Here is a 17,575-nt window from a genome sequence, read left to right as displayed (position 1 = left end):
ACGTGGTCTGGGGCGCAGCCCCGACACCCCAGCCTCGCCGGCGTTTGAGGCGCGGGGTCTGGGGCGGAGCCCCAGTTCGGGGAGGGGCGGGGGCTAGGGCTTCGCGGGAGCAGCGGGCGCGGCGGGTGCGACAGGGGCGGCAGGCGCCGCCGGGGCCTCCGCCGTCGTCGGGGTCTTCGGCGGGAGCACCTCGCACGAACTGATCGAGGTGCGGGTGGAGACGGACTTCACCGTGCAGGTGTCCTTGCCGACGCCCGCGTCCACCGTCCCCCAGTGCTCGCCGACGATGAGCACCGCACCGGCGGGGCCGCTGATCGTGTCGTCTCCCGGACCCGACTGGATGAGCCCGCCGGACTCCGGCCCGAGGGCCTCCGCCTCGATGACGTCGGCCTCACTGCCGCCGAGGACGCGGCCGGAGAAGTCGATCGTGCCGACCTTGATGGTGTCGGCCCCGTCGTTGCCGGTGACGATGCCGCCGCCCCGGTTGAACTTGCCGGGCGCGCCGGTGACCGAGCCCGTGGTGATCTTGTCGTCGCCGTTGTCGCCATGGACGACGGCCCCGTGCTCGGCCCCGTCGCCCTGGACGGTGGCCACCTTGATGATGTCGTTGCCCGCGTTGCCCCGGACCATGCTGGAGGCGTTCAGCGGCACCAGGTGCTTGGCGCGGATGACGTCGTCGCCCTCGCCGCCCATGATCGCCGAGTCGACGACCAGACCGCGTACCTCGATCATGTCGTTCCCGGCGCCGCCCCAGACGGTGACGTTCTCCAGGTCGCTGTCGCAGAAGATGTTGTCGTCGCCGCTCGTGCCGCTCACGATGTCGCCGGGCGGGGCCGCGACCCCGTTCACCCAGCACTGGTGCATCGGCACACGGCCCGCGTGCGGGCCGGACGCCTGAGCGGGCGCGCCGGCGAGCGAGGCCGCGGCCGCCCCGGCGAGCAGCGCGGTCATCGCGGCCGTGGTGCGCAGGGACGGGCGCCGGCCCGTGGGGCGGGAGGGTGGCGTGGGGGACATACGACTGCTCCTCTGCTGCTCTGCTGCATGTGGGGGGGGGGTGACGTACGGCGGACGGCGAACGGCGAACGGTCAGGCCGAGGTGCGGGCCGGGTGCAGCGGCGGCGAGTAGCCGACGATCCGGCGGGCGCCGAGCGCCTTCTCGGCGGGCGCGTGCTCCCCGTTCGTCCACCGGCCGAGGCACATCTCGGCGGTGATGCCGGGCCCGAAGCCCGCGAGGATGCCGCGGGCGCCCTCCGGCTGCCCGCCCTCCTCGAAGAGCCTGCGGACCGCGTCGAGGACGACGGCGCTGGCGATGTTCCCGTACTCCGTGAGGGTCGCGCGGCTGAACCGGAAGGCCTCCGGGGGCACTTCGAGGTAGTGGCTCAGGTCGTCGAGGATGCGGGGGCCGCCCGCGTGGATGATGTAGAAGTCGAGCTTCCCGGCGTCCCAGCCGTGTTCTCCGGCGAGCTCGCGCAGGGCCGGGGCCAGCGGCTCCATCGTCCCCGGGACCCGCTTGTCGAGGAGGAAGTGGAAGCCGGTGGCGCGGACGCTGTAGGCGATCCAGTCCTCGGTGTCGGGGACGAGGTGGGAGCTGTTCCGCTCCAGGGCGATGCCCGTGCCGCCGTGTCCGCGCACCACGGCCGCGGCGACGGCGTCGCCGAAGAGGCCGTTGGAGAGCAGCGATCCGACGCCGAGGTCGGTCGGCTGGTAGCAGAGCGAGCAGAACTCGCAGGCCACGATGAGGACGTTGGCCTCGGGGTAGGCCGTGCAGAAGTCGTGCGCCCGGTTGATCGCCGCGCCTCCGGCCGCGCAGCCGAGCTGGGCGATGGGCACCTGCCGGGTGTGGCTGGGGAAGCCCATCGTGTTGATCATCCAGGCGGTGAGCGAGGGCATCATGAAGCCCGTGCACGACACGTAGACGATCATGTCGATGTCGGCGGGGCGCAGGCCCGCGTTGTCCAGGGCCTCCCGGACGACCGCCGGCACCCGGGCCTTGGCCTCGGCCTCGTACCGGATGTTGCGCTCCTCAAGGCCGGGGTGCTTCAGCGTCTCCTCGATGGGCTGGACCAGATGGCGTCTGGTGACGCCGGTGTTGCCGATCAGCCGGAGCGCCAGGCCCAGTTGGGGATGGTCCGCGTGGCGCGAACGGGCGAGGTCGAGCGTCTCCTCCATCGTGATCACGTGCTCGGGCACGGACACAGCGGGCTTGCACAGGGTCACCACGGACACTCGCTCCTTCGTCTCATTCGCGTGAACTGCGGCCCACACTCACCCGGTGATCGCCGGGCCGCAACCGCGAGAGTCACGAGATACGCACACAGGGTGACCGGAACGGGGTAGGGGCCGTGCTCCGTTCAGGGGGCTGTCGACCCTCGTCGGGTCGGCGGGGACGGCCGCCGGGAACACGTATGTCATGACCCCCGAAACATCCCCCGCCTCGCCCCCGGTCCCGCCCGTGGCCCCGTCCCCGGTCCGCGACTGGGCCGTGGACGACCTCCCCGCGCTCGACTTCGACCCGCTGCTCACCGAGCTCCTCGCGAAGGAGCCCGTCGCCCGCATCCGGCTCCCGTTCATCGCGGAGAACGAGGCCTGGCTCGTGACGCGGTACGAGGACGTCCGCGCCGTCACCTCCGACCCCCGCTTCAGCCGTACGGCCCTGCTCGACCATCAGGTGACCAAGATGACCGGCCACATGGTGGCCTCGAAGGCGGCCCTGAACTACGCCGATCCGCCGTACCACACGCAGCTGCGCAAGGCGGTGACGAAGGCGTTCACGGGCCAGAGCACCAAGCGGCTCCGGCCGCTCGCGCAGGCGAGCACCGACCGGCTGCTCGACGCGATGGAGGAGGCGGGCCGCCCGGCCGACCTCATGCGGCACCTGCACGGTCCGCTGCCGATGGAGGTGGTGTGCGACCTGCTCGGCATCCCCGACGAGGACCGCGCGGAGCTGGCCTCCTGGCCCGACCTCATCCTCTCCTCCGGGCCCGGCCCGGAGAACAGCCGCGCGGCCAAGGCCCAGATCCACGGCTACATCAGCGAGCTCCTCGACCGGCGGCTCGCGGAGCCCTCAGAGGACCTCGCGGGCGTGCTCGCCGAGTCCCTCGCGGAGGGCAGGATCACCGTCGACGAGGCCGTCTCCCTGGCCATGGCGATCCTGATCAGCGGGGCGCACGCGGTACGGAACAACAGCGCCAACATGGTGTACGTGCTCCTCACCCGCCCGGACCTCATGGCCCGGCTGCGCGCCGAGCCGGAGCTGCTCCCGCAGGCCGTGGACGAGCTGCTGCGCTGGATCCCGCACCGCAACGGCGTCGGTCTGCCGCGGATCGCTACGGAGGACGTCGAGATCGGCGGCGTACGGATCCGGGCGGGCGAGGCGGTGTACGCGTCCTACCTCGCCGCCAACCGGGACCCGGAGGTCTTCGACGACCCGCACACGCTCGACTTCGACCGGGAGGGCATCGGGCACGTGTCCTTCGGGCACGGTCCGCACCACTGCATGGGCGCGATGCTCACCCGGATGGAGTCCGAGGTGATCCTGTCGACGCTGCTGCGCCGCTACCCGGACCTGCGGCTCGCGGGCCGCCCCGAGGACGTGGTGTGGCAGTCGAAGGGGCTGATCCGCGGCCCGAAGGAGCTGCTCGTCACCTGGTGACCGGCGTCCGTCAGGAGGCCGGGTGCTCCCGGTCGTACGTCTCCGTCAGCGCGCGGCAGCGGGCGACGTCGTCGGCCATCGCCACGAGCAGGTCGTCGAGGGTGTCGAACTTCAGCATGCCGCGCACGTACGCCAGGAAGTCCACGGCGACGTGGAGCCCGTACAGGTCGAGGCCCTCGCGGTCGATCGCGTACGCCTCGACGGTCCGCTCCGTGCCGTCGAACTGCGGGTTCGTGCCGACGGAGATGGCGGCCGGCATCCGCTCGCCGGCGGCGGTCAGCCAGCCCGCGTAGACGCCGTCGGCGGGGATCGCCGTGTGCGGCAGGGTCTCGACGTTGGCCGTCGGGAACCCGAGCTCGCGGCCGCGCTGGGCGCCGCGCACGACGATGCCCTCGACCCGGTGCGGGCGGCCGAGGATCTCGGCGGCGCCCGCCATGTCGCCCTCGGCGACGAGGCGGCGGGTGAGCGTGGACGAGAACGGCTGACCGCCGCCCGCCTCGCCGCTCACGAACAGGTCGATGACCTCGACGTCGTAGTCGTAGGTCTCGCCGAGCTCGGCGAGGAACTCCACGTTCCCGGCGGCCCGGTGGCCGAAGCGGAAGTTGGGGCCCTCGATGACGGCCCGCGCGTGCAGCTTGTCGACGAGGACCTTCACGATGAAGTCCGCCGGGGACAGCTTCGAGAACTCGGCCGTGAACGGCAGGACGAGGACCGCGTCCACGCCCAGCTCCGCGATCAGTTCGGCGCGGCGGTGGTGCGGGGCGAGCAGCGGCGGGTGGCTGCCGGGGCGCACGACCTCGGAGGGGTGCGGGTCGAAGGTGACCAGGACGGAGGGGACCCCGAGCTCACGGGCGCGCTCCACGGCGCGGCCGATGATCAACTGGTGCCCGCGGTGCACCCCGTCGTAGGAGCCGATGGTGACGACGCTGCGCCCCCAGTCCTGGGGGATGTCCTCCAAGCCACGCCAGCGCTGCACTGTGACCGCTCCTCGTCCGCCTGTTCGCCCTGCTCGCCGATTACGCAGGTCTAAGACTGCCATGCCCACGCCCGTCGGTACGCATCGGCATGGAAGTGCCGGGGAACCGCAGGGCCCTGAGCGTCTCCGGACCGAGCAGCGGGGCCCACTCCCCGGGCTCGTCACGGACCCATCCGCGCAGACGCCCGGCGAACTCCGGAAGCCCTCGCACCAGACCGCCGAGGGCCCGGTCGAACGCCCCGCCGCCCTCGTGGCTGCGGCCGTACAGCATCCCGACCCGCCGCACGAGCTCCCGCGTGCGCGGCTCGCTCCGCTCCCCGGCCCCCTCGGCGGCGGCGGTCAGCAGGGCGTCCAGGACGCCGTACTCGCCGGTCTCCGCCTCGTACCGCTCGTGAGCGAGGAGTACGTCGAGGAGCTCGGCCCGCAGATGGCGTGAGGCGCCGGTGCCGGGGGCGGCGAGCACGGGGGCGAGGGCGCGGCGGACGACCGCCGGGCGGCCCCGGATCAGCCCCGCCACCAGCGGGAACAGGACCGCCCTGGCCGTCGGCCCGTCCTCGAACCGCCGGTCGACGTACGCGGCGACGTGTCCGGCCCCCTCGGGCAGACGGGCGACGTAGTCGCGGACCAGGGCGGCGATCCGGCGGGTCAGGGCGGGCGTGTCGATCCCGGCGAGCGCGCGCAGCGCCTCGCCCGCCTCCTCGCCGGTCCCGTGCAGCCGGGACCGGAAAGCGGTGAGGACCGGCCCCGGGTGGGTCGCGAGGGCCTCGGCCAGCGCGGCGGCGGGCACCCGGGGGTCGGCGATGGCGCGGGGCAGGTGACGGGCGCGGCTCTCCGGGTCGCGGACGAGGAGCCCGAGGGCCGCCCCGTGCAGCCGGCGGTCGGCGGGCCGGGCGAGCAGCGCGAGGGCGGCGTACCGGAGCAGCTCACGGTCCCCGGGCTCGTCCACCCGACCGGCGACCCGCTCCCCGTACACGGCGGCCGCCACCCGGCGCTCGGGCCGCCCGTCGTCGTGCGCCCACCGGTCCACGGCCCGGCACACCGCCGACGGCTCGTCCTCGACGAGCGCGCCGAGCAGCCCCTCGGCGAGCGGATGCGCGGTGGCGACGAGCGCCTCGCACAAATCGTCGACGGCGAGCGCCCGGTGGGTGTGCAGCAACGCCTGGGCGGCGGTCGCCACGGTGGCGTACGGAGCGGCCGGCAGGGCCCGCTCGTCCCCGAACCACCGACAGAGCAGCGGCTGCACCCCCCGGGGATCGGCGGCGAGCAGCTGCGCGACGAGATCGAGGGTGCGGGGCGGGGGCGGGGTGGCTGCCCCACCCGGCCCGGCACCCGCCGCCGGGCCGCCGGGCGACGTCCGCCCCTGGGCCGGGAAATCCGCTGCCGGGCCGCTGCCCTGTGCCGGGACACCCGACACGGCGTACGCCGCCGGCGGCGACAAGCGCGGCGCCACGCCCGGGGCCGAAGCGCCCGAGTCGGCGTACGGCCCCGGGCCGGCGCCCGCTCCCCCCGGCGGGTCCGGCGACGCGGGAGGCGACACGTACGGCGCCACGCCCGGCGCCGGAGCACCCGGCGCGGCGTACGACGCCGGGCCCGCGCCCGCTCCCTCCGGCGGGTACGGCGACGCCGAAGGCGACACGTACGGCGTCCCGCCCGGGGCCGGAACGCCCGGCGCGACATACGGCGCCGCGCCAGCGCCCACTCCCCCCAGCGGGAATGGCGACGCGGGAGGCGACGCGTACGGCGCCATGCCCGGGGCTGGAGCACCCGGCGCCTCGTACGGCACCGGGCCCGTGCCCGCTCCCCCCGACGGGAACGACGACGCGGGAGGCGACAGGCGCGGCACCAGGCCCGGGGTCGGCGCGGCGTGCGGCGCCGGGCCCGTGCCCGCTTCCCCCGGCGGGTACGGCGACGCCGGCGGCGACACACGCGGTGTCCCGCCCGGGGCCGGAGCGCCCGAGGCCGCGTACGACGCCGGGCCCGCACCCACTCCCCCGGGCGGAAACGGCGGCGCGGGAGGCGGCACGTGCGGCGTCATGCCCGGCGCCGGGTTCTCATGGACCAGGGCGCCCGGCGCGGCGTGCGGCGCCGGGCCCGTGCCCGCTTCTCCCGGCGGCACGGGCGCCGTCCAGCCCCTCCCCGGGGCTCTCGGTGTGCCGGGCGCGGGCGGGTCGGCGGGGACCTGTCGGCGCAGGAGGTCCATGCGTTCGTCCTCGCCGACGGGGAGGGCTCGCCAGAACTCGGCGCCGAAGGGAGCGAAGACCCCGTGGCGCGGGCTGCGCCCGCCGATCCGGTCGGCCAGGAGGCGCAGGACCGGCAGGTAGGGCCGTGGATCGCCCACCTCCCGTACGGCCTCCCGGAGCAGCCGTCCGGCCCACCAGACGGCATCGGCGTCCGTCGGCCCCGGCCCGTCCGCGAGCCGGTCGAGGGACACGACGAGCGCCGCGAGACGCGGGGCCAGGGCGGCCGGCCCCTCGTCCCGATGGAGCCGGAGCAGCGCCTGGAGCACGGGCCCGATCCGATGCCGGGGCACGGGCAGCCGCTGAGCCGCGGGCTCGTCCGGACCCGCGCCCCGGGGTCGCGGGACGTGGACGTCGGACGGGAGCCCCGGGACGACGGTGGCGGCGTCCGCCGAGGCGGCACCGGCGACGGTGGCCGTGACCATGGCGAGCCCCCTCACCGCCGCCCCGGCGGGGGCGGCGATGCCGGAGTCGCCGCCGGAGAGACCCTCGTACCGGGAACCGACCCCGAGCCCGGCCTCGTACGGGGAGCGGGCCCCGGCCCCAGCCTCGTACGGGGAACCGACCCCGAGCCCGGCTCCGCACGGGGAACCAGCCCCGAACCCAGCCGCGCACCCTGAATCGACCCCGAACCCAGCCGCGTACGGGGAGCAGGCCCCAACCCTGTTCTCGCACGCGGCACCGGCCCCAGTCCCAGTCTCGTACGGGGAACCGGCCCCAGCCCCGGTCTCGTACGACGAACCGGCCCCAGCCCCGGCCTCGCACGGGGAACCGGCCACAGCTCCGGCGTCGCATGGGGAACCAGCCCCGGACCCAGCCGGGCGCCGTGCATCGACCCCGAACCCGACCTCGTACGCGGCACCGACGCCGGTGCCGGCACCGGCACCGGCGTCGTACCAGGAACCGGCCCCGGACCCAGCCTCGTGCACGGAACAGACCGCAGCGTCGGTTTCGTACGCGGAGCCGGCCCCGTACCCGGCCGGGTACGGGGACCCGGCCTCAGCCCCGGCTTCCGCCGAAGCCCCGCTCCGGAACGCGGCCTCGGCGGCGCGCGGCGGGACGGTGGTCCCGCGTGCGGACACCTCCCCGGGCGTGAGGCGGCTCTCCGGCGCGAGGCCGTGCGCGGGCGCGGACGCGCAACCTTGCTCGCGGCCGCACGCGAGCGTCGGGCCGCTCCCCGCGGCGACGTCGCACGCGGGCACGCTCCTCGGTGTCGGGCCGGAGCCGCACCCGGGCACGGCATCGGTCCTCGCGAGGGAGGCGTCCCCCCGCCGGGTGCCGTGTCCGGTGGCGGGCCCCTCGGGTTCGGCCTCGGGGACGGGGCGTCCTGCCCTGGAGCGCCGCCCCCGTGACGAGCGGCCGGGCGCTTCGCCCGAGGCGGCGGCCTCGGAAGCAGGCTCGGCGGCGAGGCGGCCCGCCCCGGAGCGCCGCCCCCGTGACGAGCGGCCGCGCTCCTCACCCGAGGCGGCGGTCTCGGGAGCCGACCCGGCGGCGGGGCCGCCCGCCCCCGGGCGCCGTCCCGGGGACGAGCGGCCGCGCCCCTCCACCGAGGCGGCGGGCTCGGGTGAGGGGCGGCCCGCTCCCGAGGAGCGTTCCGGTGCCGGGTCCGGTCGGCCGGGGGCTTCGGTCGAGGGGGCGGGGGGTGTCGCCCGGCTGTGGATCAGCGTGTCCAGCGCCGTGTCCAGGTCCAGGTGGGACGCCTGGAGCCAGTCGGCGAGTTCCTCGTGGGCGAAGCGGTAGCCGGTGCCCGCCGGGACGAGGAGGCCCTCCGTGAGGACGGCCGAGGCCCAGCCTTCGCGCCAGGGGAAGAGTTCCTCGAAGGAGGCCCGGTCGAGGACGCCGTGGCCGGGGCCCAGGCAGCGCCGGGCCGCCTCGTGGACCTGGCCCGCGACCCGGGCCGCGAGCAGGCGGACGGCGGTGCCCCGGACGAGGGGGCGGGAGCCGGCCGCGACCCGGACGGCGACCCGCAGGCACATCAGGTCGACGTGCGCGTCGAAGATCTCCTCCCGACTGGGTCTCCCCGGCACGGAGCCGGGGAGCGCCGCGCGGACCTCGGCGAGCAGCCGCAGCGCCAGCGGGTGGCGGGCGTCCGCCTCGGCGAGGTCGGCCTCCCCGAGCCCGTACCCCTGCCGTACGGCCCTGGCCTCGGCCTCCGCGTACGGGCCGAGCGCGAGGGCCGGGGGCGCGAGGTCCCAGACGTTCCCGAGGTCTCCCGGGGCCTCCGCCGGCCGGTGCAGGAGGCCGGGGGCGTACAGCGCGCCCGCGAGGTCCCAGTGCTCCGGGCGGCAGGCCGTGACGAGCCGTACCCCGTGGTCCCGCAGCCACCGTTCCGTCGCCTCGGTCCAGTCGGCCAGCCGGTGGGCGAGGAGCGGCGGCATCTCCTCGGGGCCGTCGAGGACGACGAGGAGCGGCCGCCCCGCGTCAAGGGCGAGCGCGGCGGCCCGCTCCGGCGTCGCGGTGCCGGTGTCGCCGAGCGCCCCGGAGGCGGTGACGATGCGGCCGGCCTGGCGGAGGGCGCGTCCGACGGCGTCGGCGAGGGAGCCGTCCTCGGCCCGCAGGTCGGCGCCGCGCAGCCGCACGGTGGGGGCGGGGGCGGCGCCCCGGGCGCGGCGGACGCAGAGCGCGGCGAGGGCGGTCGTCCGTCCGGTGCCGGGGGCTCCGACCAGCCCCATGACGAGGGCGTCCCCTTCGGTGAAGCGGGTGAACTCGCGGACGCACGCCGGGCGTTCCACGGGCTCCGGCCAGGGGTCGGGTTCGCGGGCGGGTCCGGTGGAGGTCGCGGTGAGTTCCAGGATCCCCGCGAGGTTGAGGTCGGGGCCGTACGCGGGGACGGTGGCCGCGTTCCGCCGCAGGAGGGTGGCGAGCGGCCCGTCCCCCCGTACCGTCACGGCGTATCCCGCCCCCGCCCGGTCGCCGCGCAGTGCCGTGCCGAGGACGGCGAGGACGGTGCCCGTGCTCGTGTCGAGGACCGGGCCGCCGGCCGCCCCGCCGTCGAGGCGGAGCGCCTCGGCGCCTTCGGTGCCGATCGCCAGTTCGAGGGCGTCCCCTAGGCGGTGGTGCCCGCCGGCCGTGGCGTACGTGACGGCGGCGGGGCCGAGGACGCGGGCCTCGCGCCAGCCCTGGGCGGCGATCCGTACGTACGTGCCGGGTTCGGTCTCGGGGCGGGTCGCGAGGGCCACCGGGCGCAGGCCGAGCCCCTCGCTCCGTACGAGTGCGAGGCCCCGCTCCGGCAGCCGGGTGACGGCCTCGGGTCCGGCGAGGCAGGTCAGGCCGCCGGGGGCGCGCAGGAGGACGCGCGTGAGCCCGTCGACGGCTTCGTGGCTGGTGACGACCGTGCCGTGGTGGTCGGCGAGGAATCCGGTGCCGCGCCGCCGGCCCGCCGGATCACAGATGCTTACCAGCGTCGCCAGGTCCCCGCGTCCCATGGGACGACGGTAGGTCGGTGGTGATCACCGGAAGGACGGACTCGGGAAACGCGCCCCCTGGCGCTCCCCCTGGCACTCCAAGCGCCTCCCTGATCGGGTGAATATCCCGGATTCGGTGGGCAGGAGCCCCCGAGGGGAAACCCCGGGGGGAAACAAGGGGGGAACACCGAGGGGGCGGCACGCGCGCGTGCCGCCCCCTCGGAACCGAACCGTCCTGATCAGCCGAAGACCGCGAGGCTCTTCGCCTTGCCCCGCTGGTCCTCGACCAGCGCGAGCAGCTTCCCGCCCGGCCCGTAGACCGCGACCGGACCCGGCGGGTAGGTCGGCATCTCCAGGCGGACGCCGTTGAGCAGAAGCTGGCCGCGCTTCTCGTCGACGTCCCAGCGCGGGAACGCCGCCGCCGCCGCGTCGGCGACCGGCATGACCGTCAGCTCCTCCTGGAGCTGGTCCAGGGTCTTCGCCGTGTCCAGCTTGTACGGGCCGACGCGGGTCCGGCGCAGCGCGGTCAGGTGGCCGCCCACGCCGAGCCCGGCACCGAGGTCCCGGGCGAGCGCCCGGATGTACGTACCGGAGGAGCAGACGACCGAGACGACCAGGTCGACGACGGGCGTGCCGTCCTCGGCCGTGGCCTCGCGGACGTCGTACACCCGGAAGGAGGAGACGGTCACCGGGCGGGCCGGGATCTCGAACTCCTCGCCGCCGCGCACGCGCGCGTACGACCGCTTGCCGTCGATCTTGATCGCGGAGACCTTCGACGGCACCTGCATGATGTCGCCGCTCAGCTCGGCCACGCCGGCGTCGATCTGCTCGCGGGTGACCTTCGAAGCGTCGACCGACGCCGTGATCTCGCCCTCGGCGTCGTCGGTGATCGTGGTCTGGCCCAGGCGGATGGTGCCCAGGTACTCCTTCTCGGTCAGCGCGAGGTGACCGAGGAGCTTGGTGGCCCGCTCGACGCCGAGGACGAGGACGCCCGTGGCCATGGGGTCGAGCGTGCCCGCGTGGCCGACGCGCCGGGTCTTGGCGATCCCGCGCATCTTGGCCACGACGTCGTGCGAAGTGAAGCCCGACGGCTTGTCGACAATGACGAGGCCGTCGGGCGTCTTGGTGGGTGCGGTGCTCATTCGGCGGCTTCGTCCTCGCCCGGCTTCTTGTAGGGGTCGGCGTCGCCCGCGAAGGTGGCGCCCGAGGAGGCCTGCCGCACCTGGGCGTCCGAGGCCCGCGCCTTGTCGAGGAGGTCCTCGATCGTCCGCGCGTTCTCCGGGAGGGCGTCGGCCATGAACGTCAGGGTCGGGGTGAACTTGGTGCCCGCCGCGCGGCCCACGGCCGAACGGAGGATGCCCTTGGCGCTCTCCAGACCGGCCGCCGCGCTCGCGCGGTCCTCGTCGTCGCCGTAGACCGTGTAGAAGACCGTGGCCTCCCGCAGGTCGCCGGTGACACGGGTGTCCGTGATGGTCACGTGCGTACCCAGGCGGGGGTCCTTGATGCCGCGCTGCAGCTTCTCGGCGACCACCTCCCGGATGAGGTCTGCCAGCTTCTTCGCCCGCGCGTTGTCGGCCACTGGTCCTTCTCCTTCTTTGCCTTGCTCAATCAGTCTTCATCAGTGTGGAGCCTTCGGCGCACCGAAAGCAGCTCCACCTCCGGCCGCGCGGCCACCAGCCGCTCGCAGCGGTCGAGCACGTCCGACACGAACCCCGCGTCCCCGGACACCAGCGCGACCCCGATACGGGCCCTGCGATGGAGGTCCTGGTCGCCCACCTCGGCAGCGCTCACGGAGAACTTGCGCTGGAGCTCGGCCACGATCGGCCGGACGACGGAGCGTTTTTCCTTCAGCGAGTGAACGTCGCCGAGGAGCAGATCGAAGGACAGAGTCCCCAGGTACATGCGGTGCCGGATGTCCCGCCGGTTCGGGTTCGGTGGCCTGCCAGGCCGTCGCTCGGCAGGGTCACCAGAACCGTACACGGAACGGCCGGGGCCGATCGACGGAATAACTCCCGCCGACCGGCCCCGGACGCAGCTCACGCGTTACGCGCGCGGCTTCTCGCGCATCTCGTACGTCGCGATGACGTCGTCGATCTTGATGTCGTTGAAGTTTCCGAGGTTGATACCGCCCTCGAAGCCTTCGCGGATCTCGGTGACGTCGTCCTTGAAGCGGCGCAGACCGTGGATCGTGAGGTCCTCGGCGATGACCTTGCCGTCGCGGACGAGGCGCGCCTTGGTGTTGCGCTTGACCTCGCCGGAGCGGATGAGGACACCGGCGATGTTGCCCAGCTTGGACGAGCGGAAGACCTCGCGGATCTCCGCCGTACCGAGCTCGACCTCTTCGTACTCCGGCTTGAGGAGACCCTTCAGGGCCGCCTCGATCTCCTCGATGGCCTGGTAGATCACCGAGTAGTACCGGACGTCGACGCCCTCGCGCTCCGCCATCTGCGCGGCACGGCCGGCCGCGCGGACGTTGTAGCCGATGACGATGGCGTCGGAGCCCATCGCCAGGTCGATGTCGGACTCGGTGACCGCACCCACACCGCGGTGCAGGACGCGGATGTCGACCTCTTCGCCGACGTCGAGCTGGAGCAGCGAGGCTTCGAGGGCCTCGACCGCACCGGACGCGTCGCCCTTGATGATGAGGTTGAGTTCCTGGACCAGACCGGCCTTGAGCACCTTGTCGAGGTCCTCGAGGGACACCCGGCGGACGCGCTTGGCGAAGGCGGCGTTGCGCTCACGCGCGGCGCGCTTCTCGGCGATCTGACGGGCCGTACGGTCCTCGTCGACAACGATGAGGTTGTCGCCGGCACCCGGCACGTTGGTGAGACCGAGCACCAGGACGGGAGTCGACGGGGTCGCCTCCTCGACGTTGTTGCCCTTGTCGTCGAGCATCGCCCGGACGCGGCCGTACGCGTCGCCGACCACCACGGTGTCGCCGATGCGCAGCGTTCCGCGCTGGACGAGGACGGTGGAGACGGCACCGCGACCGCGGTCGAGGTGGGACTCGATCGCAATACCCTGCGCGTCCTGGTTCGGGTTGGCCCGCAGGTCGAGCGAGGCGTCGGCGGTGAGGACGACGGCCTCCAGCAGGGAGTCGATGTGCAGACCCTGCTTGGCGGAGATGTCGACGAACATCGTGTCGCCGCCGTACTCCTCGGCCACCAGACCGAACTCGGTCAGCTGACCACGGACCTTGACCGGGTCCGCACCCTCGACGTCGATCTTGTTGACCGCGACGACGATCGGGACGCCGGCGGCCTTGGCGTGGTTGAGCGCCTCGATCGTCTGCGGCATGACGCCGTCGTTGGCCGCGACCACGAGGATCGCGATGTCGGTCGACTTCGCACCACGGGCACGCATGGCGGTGAACGCCTCGTGACCCGGGGTGTCGATGAAGGTGATCTTGCGGTCCTCGCCGTTGACCTCGGTGCCCACCTGGTAGGCACCGATGCCCTGGGTGATGCCACCGGCCTCGCCCGCGACGACGTTCGTCTTGCGGATCGCGTCGAGCAGTCGGGTCTTACCGTGGTCGACGTGACCCATGACGGTGACGACCGGCGGACGGGAGACCAGAGCCTCTTCGCCGCCCTCGTCCTCGCCGAACTCGATGTCGAAGGACTCGAGGAGCTCGCGGTCCTCCTCCTCCGGCGAGACGATCTGAACGACGTAGTTCATCTCTTCGCCGAGCATGGTCAGCGTGTCGTCGGAGACCGACTGCGTGGCCGTGACCATCTCACCGAGGTTCATCATCACCGCGACGAGCGACGCCGGGTTGGCGCCGATCTTCTCGGCGAAGTCGGTGAGGGAGGCACCGCGCGACAGGCGAATGGTGTCGCCGTTGCCGCGAGGCAGCATCACGCCGCCCACGGACGGGGCCTGCATGGCCTCGTACTCCTGGCGCCTCTGACGCTTCGACTTGCGACCGCGACGCGCGGGACCGCCGGGACGGCCGAAGGCGCCCTGCGTGCCACCACGGGCACCCGGACCACCGGGACGACCGCCGAAGCCACCGGGACGACCGCCGAAGCCGCCGCCACCGCCGGGACCACCCGGACGACCGCCGCCGCCACCGGGACCACCGGGACGGCCGGCGAAGCCGCCGCCACCGCCGCCGGGACCGGCCGGACGACCGGCGAAGCCGGGACGACCGCCGCCACCGGCACCGCCGCCGGGACGACCGCCGGGGCCACCGGGACCACGACCGCCAGGACCGGGACGCGGGCCGGCAGCGGGACGCTGCGGCATCATGCCCGGGTTCGGACGGTTACCGCCGGGCGCGCCGCCCGGACGGGGAGCCTGCGGACGCGGCATGCCACCGGGGGTGGGACGCGCGCCGCCCTGACCCTGCGGACGCGGGGCGCCGCCGGGGCCACCCTGCGGACGCGGGGCGCCGGGAACGGCGCCGGGGCCCTGCGGGCGCGGGGCACCGCCACCGGGACGGGGCGCCTGCGGGCGCGCCATGCCGGTGGAGCCACCCGAGGTGAACGGGTTGTTGCCCGGACGCGGACCGGCCGGACGGGCACCGCCCGGACGGGGAGCGCCCTGGCCCTGCGGACGCGGAGCGCCCTGGCCCTGACCCTGCGGGCGCGGGGCACCCTGACCCGGGCGGGCGGGACGCTCGCCGGCGGGACGGGGACCCGGGGCGGCACCGCCGGGACGCGCACCGGCGGCGGGAGCCGACGGAGGCGCGGTGAACTCGGGCGCGGCCGGAGCCGGGGTAACCGGCTTGGGCGCGGGCTTCGGGCCCGGGCGGGGGCCCGAGGCGGCCGGAGCCGGAGAGGGGGTGCTGCTCGCGGGCGCGGCCGGCGTGACCGGGGCCGGGGCCGCAGGCGCGGCGGGGGCCGGCTTGGGGGCCGGGGCGCCGGGCTTGGGGGCAGCGGGACGAGCCGCGGCGGCCGGAGACGGCGCCGCGGGGGAGGGCGCCGCCTTGCGGGGCGCGCCGGGCTTGGCAGCGGTCTTGCCGGCGTTGCCGCCGGGACCCTGCAAAGCGTCAGTCAACTTGCGCACGACCGGCGCCTCGATCGTCGAGGACGCCGAACGGACGAATTCACCGAGTTCTTGGAGCTTGGCCATGACGACCTTGCTCTCCACGCCGAACTCCTTGGCGAGTTCGTATACCCGGACCTTAGCCACTTTGCTCCTTTGTGAGGTCCGGTTACCGCCGGACCGTCGCTACTTCATGGGCGTACTCATCGCGTACTCATCGAGTGCTCATCGCAATCTCGACCTACTTCCAACTCGCGAGGTACCTGACCGCACGGTGATCCGTGCCGTACTTCTTGTTCACTGCGGTGCCGATCCCTCGGCTTCCTCGACGTGCAGACGGAGCTCCGTCGTGTCGAGCGGGCCCTGGGCCTTGAAGGCCCGGGGGAACGCCCGGCGGCGGACCGCCTGGTCGAGACAGACCACGGCGGGGTGCAGGTACGCACCCCGGCCGGGCAGCGTACCGCGATGATCCGGAACGCACTCGTCCTTATTCACCACGATCCGCAGCAGATCGCTCTTGGCCGCTCGCTCCCGACATCCCACACAGGTTCGTTCAGGGCATACGCGGGCTTGCGTCCGGCCAGACACGATTAAGTCTACCTCCCCGTACCGACCTCACCCGTTTGGGGCAAAAATCGAACAGCTGTTGGCCAAAAACGGTCTCAGTCCTGCGGACCGGCCGGCTCCGTGTCGGGACGGATGTCGATCCGCCAGCCGGTCAGGCGCGCGGCGAGACGGGCGTTCTGCCCCTCCTTGCCGATCGCCAGCGACAGCTGGTAGTCCGGCACCGTGACCCGGGCGGAACGGGAGGCCAGGTCGACGATCTCGACCTTGGAGACCCGCGCCGGGGAGAGCGCGTTCGCCACCATCTCGGCCGGGTCGTCCGACCAGTCGACGATGTCGATCTTCTCGCCGAGCAGCTCCGCCATCACGTTGCGGACGCGGCTGCCCATCGGGCCGATGCAGGCGCCCTTGGCGTTCAGGCCCGAACGGGTGGAACGGACGGCGATCTTGGTGCGGTGACCCGCCTCGCGCGCGATGGCGGAGATCTCGACGGAACCGTCGGCGATCTCCGGCACCTCCAGGGCGAAGAGCTTCTTCACCAGGCTGGGGTGCGTGCGCGAGAGGGTGACGGACGGGCCGCGGACACCGCGGGCCACCCGGACGACGTACGTCCGCAGGCGCAGACCGTGCGAGTAGTCCTCGCCCGGCACCTGCTCCTGCACGGGGAGGATGGCCTCCAGCTTGTCGTCCAGACGGACCAGGACGTTCTTCGGGTCCTTGCCCTGCTGCACCACACCGGCGACGACGTCGCCCTCGCGGCGCGCGTACTCGCCGAACGTCACGTCGTTCTCGGCGTCGCGCAGGCGCTGCTGGATCACCTGGCGGGCGGTGCTCGCCGCGATCCGGCCGAAGTCCGTCGGGGTGTCGTCGAAGTCCTTGGGCTCCTGGCCCTCCTCCAGGTCGGAGGGGTCCTCCTTCGCCCACACGGTCACGTGACCGGTGGCCCGGTTCAGTTCCACGCGCGCGTGGCGGCGGGCGTCGGGAGTGCGGTGGTACGCGATGAGGAGGGCCGACTCGATCGCCTCGACCAGCATCTCGAAGGAGATGTCCTTCTCCTGTGCCAAGCCCTTCAGGAGCTTCACGTCGATGTCCACGGCTACGCCTCCTCTTCCTTCTTGTCCTTGCGGTTGAACTCGATCTCGACACGCGCCTTCGCGATCTCGGCGAACTCGACGCGACGGGCGGTGGGCTTGCGCCCCTTCACACCCGGGACCTCCATGTCCATGCCGTCCTCGTCCACGACGAGGATGCGGGCGACGAGGTCGCCGCCCTCGACGAGGGAGAGCTTGGCCAGCCGACCGGTCGCGCGCACGTAGTGGCGGTGCTCGGTCAGGGGGCGGTCGGCGCCGGGGGAGCTGACTTCGAGGACGTACTCGCCCTCGCCCATCACATCGGTCTCGTCGAGCTTCTCGGAGATCTCGCGGCTCAGCTCGGCGCAGGCGTCGAGTTCGACGCCCTCCTCCGAGTCGACGACGACCCTCAGCAGTCCGCGGCGGCCGGCCCGGGACACCTCGATCTCTTCCAGATCCAGGTCCTTCGCGGTGACGAGCGGCTCAATGAGTCCGCGCAGCCTGTCGCTCTGGGTGGTGCTCATCCGGGTGACTCCTCGGCCGCGTGTGCTGTTGTGGGTTCGTCGCGTGTCAGATCAAAGGGTATCCGGTCCCGGAGGGTGTTGCCGTCCACGGGCCCGGGGCCCGCGGGTACGCTCGCCTGCGGTGATCTCGACGATCTTCGACGACGTACGACGGACGGA

Annotated in this window: 12 protein-coding genes; 1 reads left to right on the top strand and 11 read right to left on the bottom strand. The window is 74.0% G+C overall.

Annotation, left to right across the window (positions count from 1 at the left end; translation table 11 throughout):
• Positions 1-93: 93 nt before the first annotated feature.
• Positions 94-1,014, bottom strand: coding sequence for a hypothetical protein (locus tag ACFC0Z_RS14030; RefSeq protein ID WP_376436560.1), 921 nt, complete (start codon positions 1,012-1,014; stop codon positions 94-96).
• A gap of 72 nt (positions 1,015-1,086) precedes the next feature.
• Positions 1,087-2,220, bottom strand: coding sequence for a type III polyketide synthase (locus ACFC0Z_RS14025; RefSeq protein ID WP_376436557.1), 1,134 nt, complete (start codon positions 2,218-2,220; stop codon positions 1,087-1,089).
• A gap of 190 nt (positions 2,221-2,410) precedes the next feature.
• Here ACFC0Z_RS14025 and ACFC0Z_RS14020 point away from each other — a divergent pair, with 190 nt between their 5' ends.
• Positions 2,411-3,652 (top strand): cytochrome P450, encoded by a 1,242-nt coding sequence (locus ACFC0Z_RS14020; RefSeq protein ID WP_376436554.1) that lies wholly within the window; start codon positions 2,411-2,413, stop codon positions 3,650-3,652.
• A gap of 10 nt (positions 3,653-3,662) precedes the next feature.
• Here ACFC0Z_RS14020 and ACFC0Z_RS14015 read toward each other — a convergent pair whose 3' ends face one another.
• From ACFC0Z_RS14015 to rimP, 9 genes are all read right to left on the bottom strand, one after another.
• Entirely contained in the window at positions 3,663-4,628 is a 966-nt protein-coding gene (locus tag ACFC0Z_RS14015; RefSeq protein WP_376436551.1) for a bifunctional riboflavin kinase/FAD synthetase, read from the bottom strand.
• A 40-nt stretch (positions 4,629-4,668) separates the two neighbouring features.
• The gene (locus ACFC0Z_RS14010) at positions 4,669-10,290 is read right to left on the bottom strand and encodes a hypothetical protein (protein ID WP_376436548.1); all 5,622 of its coding nucleotides are present in this window, start codon (positions 10,288-10,290) and stop codon (positions 4,669-4,671) included.
• A 218-nt stretch (positions 10,291-10,508) separates the two neighbouring features.
• Positions 10,509-11,411: a tRNA pseudouridine(55) synthase TruB gene (truB, locus tag ACFC0Z_RS14005; protein ID WP_376436545.1), complete on the bottom strand. Its 903-nt coding sequence runs from the start codon at positions 11,409-11,411 to the stop codon at positions 10,509-10,511.
• Positions 11,408-11,848 (bottom strand): 30S ribosome-binding factor RbfA, encoded by a 441-nt coding sequence (gene rbfA / locus ACFC0Z_RS14000; protein ID WP_376436542.1) that lies wholly within the window; start codon positions 11,846-11,848, stop codon positions 11,408-11,410. Before rbfA ends, truB begins: the two co-directional genes overlap by 4 nt.
• Positions 11,849-11,877: 29 nt before the next feature.
• Positions 11,878-12,171: a DUF503 domain-containing protein gene (locus ACFC0Z_RS13995; RefSeq protein ID WP_376436539.1), complete on the bottom strand. Its 294-nt coding sequence runs from the start codon at positions 12,169-12,171 to the stop codon at positions 11,878-11,880.
• Between the two features lie 141 nt (positions 12,172-12,312).
• The gene (infB, locus tag ACFC0Z_RS13990) at positions 12,313-15,405 is read right to left on the bottom strand and encodes a translation initiation factor IF-2 (RefSeq protein ID WP_376436536.1); all 3,093 of its coding nucleotides are present in this window, start codon (positions 15,403-15,405) and stop codon (positions 12,313-12,315) included.
• Between the two features lie 150 nt (positions 15,406-15,555).
• Positions 15,556-15,846, bottom strand: a complete 291-nt coding sequence (locus ACFC0Z_RS13985; protein ID WP_376436533.1) for a YlxR family protein — start codon at positions 15,844-15,846, stop codon at positions 15,556-15,558.
• Positions 15,847-15,920: 74 nt separating this feature from the next.
• Positions 15,921-16,916, bottom strand: coding sequence for a transcription termination factor NusA (gene nusA, locus ACFC0Z_RS13980; RefSeq protein WP_376436530.1), 996 nt, complete (start codon positions 16,914-16,916; stop codon positions 15,921-15,923).
• Positions 16,917-16,918: 2 nt separating this feature from the next.
• On the bottom strand, positions 16,919-17,416 hold the full coding sequence (gene rimP, locus ACFC0Z_RS13975) for a ribosome maturation factor RimP (RefSeq protein WP_376436527.1): 498 nt from the start codon (positions 17,414-17,416) through the stop codon (positions 16,919-16,921).
• Positions 17,417-17,575: the final 159 nt, after the last annotated feature.

This window comes from Streptomyces sp. NPDC056144 (assembly GCF_042264145.1).
In the GTDB taxonomy this organism is placed as follows: domain Bacteria; phylum Actinomycetota; class Actinomycetes; order Streptomycetales; family Streptomycetaceae; genus Streptomyces.
The sequence above is the reverse complement of the archived record's forward strand: the minus strand, read 5'-3'. Positions and strand labels throughout refer to the sequence as shown.

Coding starts and splice junctions, on each gene's coding strand:
- ACFC0Z_RS13995 (WP_376436539.1), bottom strand. CDS start 12,171: ATGTACCTGGGGACTCTGTCCTTCGATCTGCTCCTCGGCGACGTTCAC.
- truB (WP_376436545.1), bottom strand. CDS start 11,411: ATGAGCACCGCACCCACCAAGACGCCCGACGGCCTCGTCATTGTCGAC.
- ACFC0Z_RS14030 (WP_376436560.1), bottom strand. CDS start 1,014: ATGTCCCCCACGCCACCCTCCCGCCCCACGGGCCGGCGCCCGTCCCTG.
- ACFC0Z_RS14010 (WP_376436548.1), bottom strand. CDS start 10,290: ATGGGACGCGGGGACCTGGCGACGCTGGTAAGCATCTGTGATCCGGCG.
- ACFC0Z_RS14020 (WP_376436554.1), top strand. CDS start 2,411: ATGACCCCCGAAACATCCCCCGCCTCGCCCCCGGTCCCGCCCGTGGCC.
- rimP (WP_376436527.1), bottom strand. CDS start 17,416: ATGAGCACCACCCAGAGCGACAGGCTGCGCGGACTCATTGAGCCGCTC.